Annotated in this window: 7 protein-coding genes; 2 read left to right on the top strand and 5 right to left on the bottom strand. The window is 65.7% G+C overall.

Annotation, left to right across the window (positions count from 1 at the left end; translation table 11 throughout):
• Positions 1-470: MarR family transcriptional regulator (locus WBF82_RS19290; RefSeq protein ID WP_424384549.1), on the top strand; the 470-nt coding region annotated here is incomplete at its 5' end.
• On the opposite strand, the gene WBF82_RS19295 is transcribed toward WBF82_RS19290, so the two are convergent.
• Together WBF82_RS19295 and WBF82_RS19300 are read right to left on the bottom strand one after the other, a co-directional pair.
• Positions 467-1,702, bottom strand: a complete 1,236-nt coding sequence (locus WBF82_RS19295) for a GAF domain-containing protein (protein ID WP_424384550.1) — start codon at positions 1,700-1,702, stop codon at positions 467-469. The two genes, WBF82_RS19290 and WBF82_RS19295, sit on opposite strands and share 4 nt — an antisense overlap.
• Entirely contained in the window at positions 1,699-2,355 is a 657-nt protein-coding gene (locus WBF82_RS19300; RefSeq protein ID WP_424082660.1) for a response regulator, read from the bottom strand. Before WBF82_RS19300 ends, WBF82_RS19295 begins: the two co-directional genes overlap by 4 nt.
• An 85-nt stretch (positions 2,356-2,440) precedes the next feature.
• On the opposite strand from WBF82_RS19300, the gene WBF82_RS19305 reads away from it, so the two are divergent.
• On the top strand, positions 2,441-2,971 hold the full coding sequence (locus tag WBF82_RS19305) for a haloacid dehalogenase (protein ID WP_424384554.1): 531 nt from the start codon (positions 2,441-2,443) through the stop codon (positions 2,969-2,971).
• On the opposite strand, the gene mmsB is transcribed toward WBF82_RS19305, so the two are convergent.
• Genes mmsB through WBF82_RS19320 form a run of 3 tightly spaced genes read right to left on the bottom strand, consistent with a single transcriptional unit; the run spans position 2,968 to position 6,561 of the window.
• The gene (gene mmsB / locus WBF82_RS19310) at positions 2,968-3,852 is read right to left on the bottom strand and encodes a 3-hydroxyisobutyrate dehydrogenase (RefSeq protein ID WP_424384551.1); all 885 of its coding nucleotides are present in this window, start codon (positions 3,850-3,852) and stop codon (positions 2,968-2,970) included. The genes WBF82_RS19305 and mmsB overlap by 4 nt on opposite strands.
• 14 nt (positions 3,853-3,866) lie before the next feature.
• Positions 3,867-5,033 carry an acyl-CoA dehydrogenase family protein gene (locus tag WBF82_RS19315; protein WP_424384552.1) on the bottom strand — a complete coding sequence of 389 codons (1,167 nt, stop codon included), beginning with the start codon at positions 5,031-5,033 and terminating at the stop codon, positions 3,867-3,869.
• 7 nt (positions 5,034-5,040) lie between these two features.
• On the bottom strand, positions 5,041-6,561 hold the full coding sequence (locus WBF82_RS19320; protein ID WP_424384553.1) for a CoA-acylating methylmalonate-semialdehyde dehydrogenase: 1,521 nt from the start codon (positions 6,559-6,561) through the stop codon (positions 5,041-5,043).
• Positions 6,562-6,644 lie beyond the last annotated feature (83 nt).

The raw sequence follows: 6,644 nt of genomic DNA on the forward strand, positions 1-6,644 counted from the left end.
CTGCCGCGCGGGTCAACTGGGAACACGCCGGGTGGGGTGATGTGGCACAGGGGATGGTCGCGGTGACATCGGTGATGCGAGCCCACCAGATCCTGCTCGCCCGTGTCGAGAGTGCGCTGCGTCCTTACGATCTGAGCTTCTCCAGGTTCGAACTGCTGCGGCTGCTGGCATTCAGCCGCAGCGGCGCGTTGCCGATCACCAAGGCATCCGACCGGCTGCAGGTACACGTCACCAGCGTCACCCACGCCATTCGACGGCTGGAAGCCAATGGCCTGGTGCAGCGCGTCCCGCACCCCACCGACGGGCGAACGACGCTGGTGCAGATTACCGACCTGGGCCGCTCGACCGTCGAGGACGCCACTGTCACGCTCAACGAGCAGGTGTTCTGCGATATCGGAATATCCGAGGGTGAATCGCAGGCGCTGGTGTCGTCGATCGAGACGCTGCGGCACAACGCCGGCGACTTCTAGTCGATCGTCGAGGGCACCGGAATCGTGGCGGTGACCGCCGTCCCGGCGCCGGGCCGCGACCGGATGTTCAATCGTCCGCCGACCAGCTCGGCGCGTTCGGCCATCGACAGCACGCCGTAGCCGCCCATCTCGTCGCTGCCCAATGGATTCTCGAAAGTGTCGAAACCTATTCCGTTGTCGACGATTTCAAGTCGTGCGGTCTCGTCGTCAACCGCGAAACGCAGCCGAGCCACCGACGCATTGGCATGTTTGACGATGTTTTGCAGGCCTTCCTGCGCGATGCGGTAGAGCGCGACTTCGATGTGCTCGGGCAGCCGGACGTCGGCCAGCTCGAGTTCGGTGTCCAGGTGCGGTAGCGAGCGGGCCAGGCTGGCCAGCCCGCCCGCCAAGCCCAAGTCGTCGAGAACCGGCGGGCGCAGTCCGCTGATCGCCGCCCGCGCTTCGCCCAGCGTCAACCCGACCAGTTCACGGGCCTCGCCGAGCTGACGGGACGCTTCGGTGGGATCGTCGCCGACAGCCCGCGCCGCTGCGTCGAGTCGATAGGACAGCGTGATCAGGCGTTGCGAGATGCCGTCGTGTATGTCGCCGGCTACCCGGCGGCGCTCTATTTCCTGAGCCTCGATCACCTGCTCGACGAACAGCTCGTGTGCCCGCTCCCTGGCTACCAGCTGCCGGTGCAGCCGGGCCTGGTGCATAGCCCCGGCGATCAGCCGGCCGATCACTCGCAAGAGTTCGACGTCGCCGTCGGTGAATTCGCGGCGCGCGACCGTGTGTACGTTGAGCACGCCGACCAGGCCGCCCGGGTCGGTTTCCATCGGCATGGACACCATCGAGGTGAAGTCGCGTCCGCGCAGCGATTGGATCGGCAAGTAGCGTGGGTCGGCTTCCTTGTCGTGGATGATCACGACGGGCTCACGGTGCTTGGCCACCCAACCGGAAATGCCGGATCCCAACGGCAGCCGAATCTTTCCCACCTGCCCGTCGAAAGGTGGTGTCGCACCTGCCAGTGTCAGCGAGCGGTCGGTGTCGTCGAGCACATGCACGAAGCACACGTCGGTTCCGGTGGCCGCGGTGATCATCCGCGCCGCCGCCGCCGCCAGCGGTTCGACCCCGGGGCCGGTCGAGGCGGCCTGGATGAGCTCGCGCAGCAACGCGAGTTCGCGGTCGGTGTCGACAAGACCGCGTACTGCATTCGAGCCGCGGCCACTGTTATCGGGTTGCCGTGCGGTCACTGGTAAATGCCTTCGCGCAATGCGGTGGCCACCGCGCCGGTACGGTCGCTGACGCCGAGCTTGCGGTAGATCGACCGCAGGTGGCTCTTGACTGTTTCCTCGCCGATGACGAGTTTGCCGGCGATGCCGCGGTTGGACAACCCGTTGACCATGTAGGACAGGATTTCGCTTTCGCGTTGTGTCAACCCCTGCCGGGCGCCCGGCCAGAATTCGTCACGTTGCATGCGCGCCGCGGTGTCGGCCGCGCGGGCCGCCATGCCGGGATCGATCACGGTTTCCCCGCTGTGCACTAGTTCCAGCTGGCGCACCAGATCGTCGCTGTTGATGCTTTTCAGCAGATAGCCGCTCGCGCCCACCCGCAGAGCCTGGAACAGGTACTGCTCGTCGTCGTAGACCGACAACATCACGACCCGGCGGGCAGGATCGTGTTCCCGTAGCACCTTGCACAGGTCTAGCCCGCTGAAGCCCTGCATGCGCACATCGCACAGCACGACATCGGGCTGCAGCTCGTCGACCACGCCGACAGCCCGGTCGGCGCCCACTGCCTGCCCGACCACCTGCACCCGGTCCTTGAACGCCGCCAGCATCGCCTTGAGCCCCTCGATGACCATCTCGTGGTCATCGACGAGAACAAGACGCACCGGAGCCGTCATGGCATCACCCTAATTCGTCATGCCAATCCCCCTAATGGGGGAGGTTGGGCGCGTCGGTTCCGGGCAACCTGGTGGCGTGCGCGCCATGGGTCAGACTCGTCCAGCCCGGACGTTTTGGTGGGATCGGGAACCTCCGGTCGACGCCGATATTCTGCGCGCGGTGATCTTCGACGCCGATTCCGCGCTGGCGGATATCGAACGCGATGGTGACGTGGCGGCCAGAGACGGTCTGATCGACTTGGTGATGAGCCTGTTCGTCGCGGGTATCTGGGTGGGCGTGGTGAGCACTCGGCCACGTGAGTGGGTCGAGACGTTGGTGCGAGACTTGATTGGCGACGGCCTGGTCGAGACGATCGTGACCGTCGACGACTTATCCGACGCCGAAGCCGGGCCTGCGTGTGAAGCCGAGCTGTACCGTCTGGCGTTGTGGGAGATGGGAATAACGCACCGCGGTGCGCTCGCGGTGACAGGGTCGGGGCGCGGGTGGCGCGCCGCGGTTGTCGCCGAATTGCCTACCGTAGTCGTCGTCAGCGGTTACGACGGCGCGGATACGCTGCGCGCAGCCGGCTGCAGGCAGGCGCACCGGCGCTGGTGGATTACCGGGCGTTCCGCTTAATTGCCGCGGAGCAGTTCGATGACGGCGCTGAAATCCTTGTCGGCGTTGGCCGCTGCGAATTTGGCATAGATCTCGGCAGCGTGGCTGCCCAACGGCGCCGCCGAACCGGTTGAGCTGACGGCGTCCATCGCCAAACCCAGGTCCTTGTTCATCAGCGCGGTTGCGAAACCAGGTGTGAAGTCGTGGTTGGCCGGCGATGTCGGCACCGGGCCTGGCACTGGGCAATTGGTGTGCACCGCCCAACAATTGCCGGTCGCGCCGGTGATGACGTCGAACAACGACTGGGCCGACAGGCCAAGCTTCTCGGCGAGCACGAACGCCTCGCCGATCGCGATCTGCTGCACGGCAAGCACCATGTTGTTGCACACTTTGGCGGCCTGGCCGGCGCCGGCCGCTCCGCAATGAATGATCTTGCCCGCCATCGGCTCCAAAATCGGATGCGCGCGACGCACCACCTCCGAATCGCCGCCCACCATGAACGCCAGCGTGCCCGCGACCGCGCCTTTGACCCCGCCAGAAACGGGCGCGTCGAGCTGGGCCAACCCGTGGGAGCCCGCCGATGCGTGGACTTCACGGGCGTCATCGACGGAAATCGTTGAGCTGTCAATGAACAGCGCCCCGGCCTTGGCCGAGGGCAGGATTTCGGCGTAGCAGCGCTTCACCGCATCGCCGTGCGGCAGCATCGTGATGACGACGTCAGCGCCGGCCACCGCCGCGGGCGCGCTGTCGGACACCACGACACCGTTGTCGGCGGCGGCGGCGGCCGCGGCCGACACCGGGTCAAAGCCCTGCACGGTGTAGCCGGCGCCCACCAGGTTCCTCGACATCGGACCGCCCATGTGGCCCAACCCTAAAAACGCGACCGTCAAGGACTGTGCCATTGCTCTCGCCTTTCCTACGCGCTGGTGCGGACCCGTGCGGCCTCGGCGCGGCCGATGACCACCCGCATGATTTCGTTGGTTCCCTCCAGGATGCGGTGCACTCGCAGATCGCGCACGATCTTCTCCAAACCGTACTCCCGCAGATACCCGTAGCCGCCATGCAACTGCAGGGCCTGGTCCGCGACGTCGTAGCACGCGTCGGTGACGTAACGCTTCGCCATCGCGCACAGCGCGACTTTGTCGTCGGCGTCGGCATCGAGCGCACTTGCCGCGCGCCACAACAACATTCGCGACGATTCCAGCGCGGTGGCCATATCGGCCAAGCTGAACCGGATAGTGGGCTCGTCGAGCAGCGGAGCGCCGAAGGCCTGCCGGTGGGAGAGATATTCCGCCGATTTGTCGAAGGCGGCCTGCGCCCCACCGAGCGAGCACGCCGCGATGTTGATCCGGCCGCCGTTGAGGCCGTTCATCGCGATGGAAAAGCCCGCACCTTCACCGTCCGCACCACCCAGCATCGCGTCGGCGGGCACCCGCACATCCTCGAAAATCACCTGCGCGGTCGGCTGGGCGTTCCAACCCATCTTCTCCTCGTGCGCACCGAAACTCAGCCCTGGGCCGCCCTTTTCGACGATGAAAGCCGATATTCCGCGCGGACCGTCTCCGCCGGTGCGGGCCATCACCACATAGACATCCGAGGCCCCCGCCCCGGAGATGAACTGTTTGACGCCGTTGAGCACATAGTCCCCACCCTGCTCGACGGCCCGGGTGCTCAATGCGCCGGCATCCGAGCCTGCGCCAGGCTCGGTCAGGCAGTAACTGGCAATGACATCCATCGAGGCCAGCCGTGGCACCCAAGCCTTGCGCTGCTCCTCGGTGCCGAAGGCGTCAATCATCCACGCGCACATGTTGTGGATCGACAGAAACGCCGCGGTGGTCGGGCAGGCCATCGCCAGCTGCTCGAAGATTCGCACGCCGTCCAGGCGGCGCAGCGCACTGCCGCCCACATCGTCGCGGCAGTAGATCGCCGCCATGCCGAGCCCGGCCGCCTCGCGCAGTTCATCGGTCGGGAAGTGATGCGTCGCATCCCATTCCAGGGCATACGGAGCCAGGCGTTTGGCCGCGAATGCGGCCGCGGTCTCGGTGATCACCCGCTCATCGTCGTCAAGAGAGAAGAACTGCATCGGCAGGCTAATTCATTGTCGGGATGACGAATTCGGCGCCATCCTTAATGCCGGACGGCCAGCGCGACGTCACCGTCTTGACTTTGGTATAGAACTGGATCGATGCCGGGCCGTGCTGGTTGAGGTCGCCGAAGCCGGAACGCTTCCAGCCGCCAAAGGTGTGGTACGCCACCGGAACCGGGATCGGCACATTGACGCCGACCATGCCGACCTGCACCCGGGAGACGAAATCCCGCGCGGTGTCGCCGTCGCGGGTGAAGACCGCCACCCCGTTGCCGTACTCATGCTCCGAGGGCAGTCGCAGCGCCTCTTCGTAGTCATGCGCGCGCACGATGCACAACACCGGACCGAAGATTTCGTCGGTGTAGATCGACATGTCCGCGGTGACGTGGTCGAACAGAGTGGGGCCGATGAAGAAACCGCTCTCGAGGTTTGCGTCACCGTAGGCCAGGTCATCGCTGGTGCGTTCGCGGCCGTCGACCACGATGTCGGCGCCGGCGGCCACACCCTGGCCGATGTAGTCACGCACCCGGGCCAGGGCGGCCTCGGTGACCAACGGGCCGTAGTCGGCTTTGGGGTCCAGACTGTGCCCGACCCGCAGGTTGTTGATCCGCTCAACCAGCCTGGCGCGCAGTCGGTCCGCGGTCTGCTCGCCGACTGGCACCGCGACGGAAATCGCCATGCACCGCTCCCCGGCGCTGCCGTAGCCCGCGCCGATCAGCGCGTCGACGGCCTGATCCAGGTCGGCGTCGGGCATCACGATCATGTGGTTTTTCGCCCCGCCGAAGCACTGCGCACGCTTGCCGGTCCCCGTCGCCGTCGAATAGATGTACTGGGCGATATCCGAGCTGCCGACAAAGCCGACCGCGGCGATGTCCGGGTGAGTCAGGATCGCGTCAACGGCTTCCTTGTCGCCGTGCACGACCTGAAATGCGCCGGGCGGTAGACCCGCCTCGATGAAGAGCTCGGCCAGCCGCACCGGCACCGACGGGTCTCGTTCAGAAGGCTTGAGCACAAACGCATTTCCGCATGCCAGGGCCGGACCGGCTTTCCACAACGGAATCATTGCGGGGAAGTTGAACGGGGTAATTCCGGCGACCACTCCCAACGGCTGGCGCAACGAGTACACGTCGATGCCCGGACCCGCGCCCTCGCTGTATTCGCCCTTGAGCAGATGCGGGATGCCGATACAAAACTCGATCACCTCGATGCCGCGCTGAATGTCACCGCGGGAATCGGCCAGCGTCTTGCCGTGCTCCAACGACAGCATTTCGGCGATTTCGTCGACATGCTCGTTGACCAACTCGATGAAGCGCATCATGACCCGTGCCCGGCGCTGCGGATTGAACGCTGCCCACTCCTTTTGCGCCCGGGCCGCCGATGCCACGGCCGCGTCGACCTCGCTCTTGCTGCCCATCGGTACCAGCGACTGCACCTGGCCGGTATTGGGGTCGAACACCTCGGCGGTGCGACCAGACTGCCCGGCGGTGCGCTTGCCATCGATGAAATGGGTGATCTGTGCGGTCATGGGTGTCCTCGATACACGAAGAAAAGTAGGTTACTAGGACATCCTAGTAACTGGCCCGACGCGGTGGCAAGTCGGGTACACGG

The sequence above is a fragment of the Mycobacterium sp. genome, from assembly GCF_049673265.1.
Classification (GTDB): domain Bacteria; phylum Actinomycetota; class Actinomycetes; order Mycobacteriales; family Mycobacteriaceae; genus Mycobacterium.

Bases quoted from the DNA above. Each gene is read 5' to 3' on its own strand.
- WBF82_RS19315 (WP_424384552.1), bottom strand. From the start codon at position 5,033: ATGCAGTTCTTCTCTCTTGACGACGATGAGCGGGTGATCACCGAGACC.
- WBF82_RS19300 (WP_424082660.1), bottom strand. From the start codon at position 2,355: ATGACGGCTCCGGTGCGTCTTGTTCTCGTCGATGACCACGAGATGGTC.
- mmsB (WP_424384551.1), bottom strand. From the start codon at position 3,852: ATGGCACAGTCCTTGACGGTCGCGTTTTTAGGGTTGGGCCACATGGGC.
- WBF82_RS19305 (WP_424384554.1), top strand. From the start codon at position 2,441: ATGGGTCAGACTCGTCCAGCCCGGACGTTTTGGTGGGATCGGGAACCT.
- WBF82_RS19320 (WP_424384553.1), bottom strand. From the start codon at position 6,561: ATGACCGCACAGATCACCCATTTCATCGATGGCAAGCGCACCGCCGGG.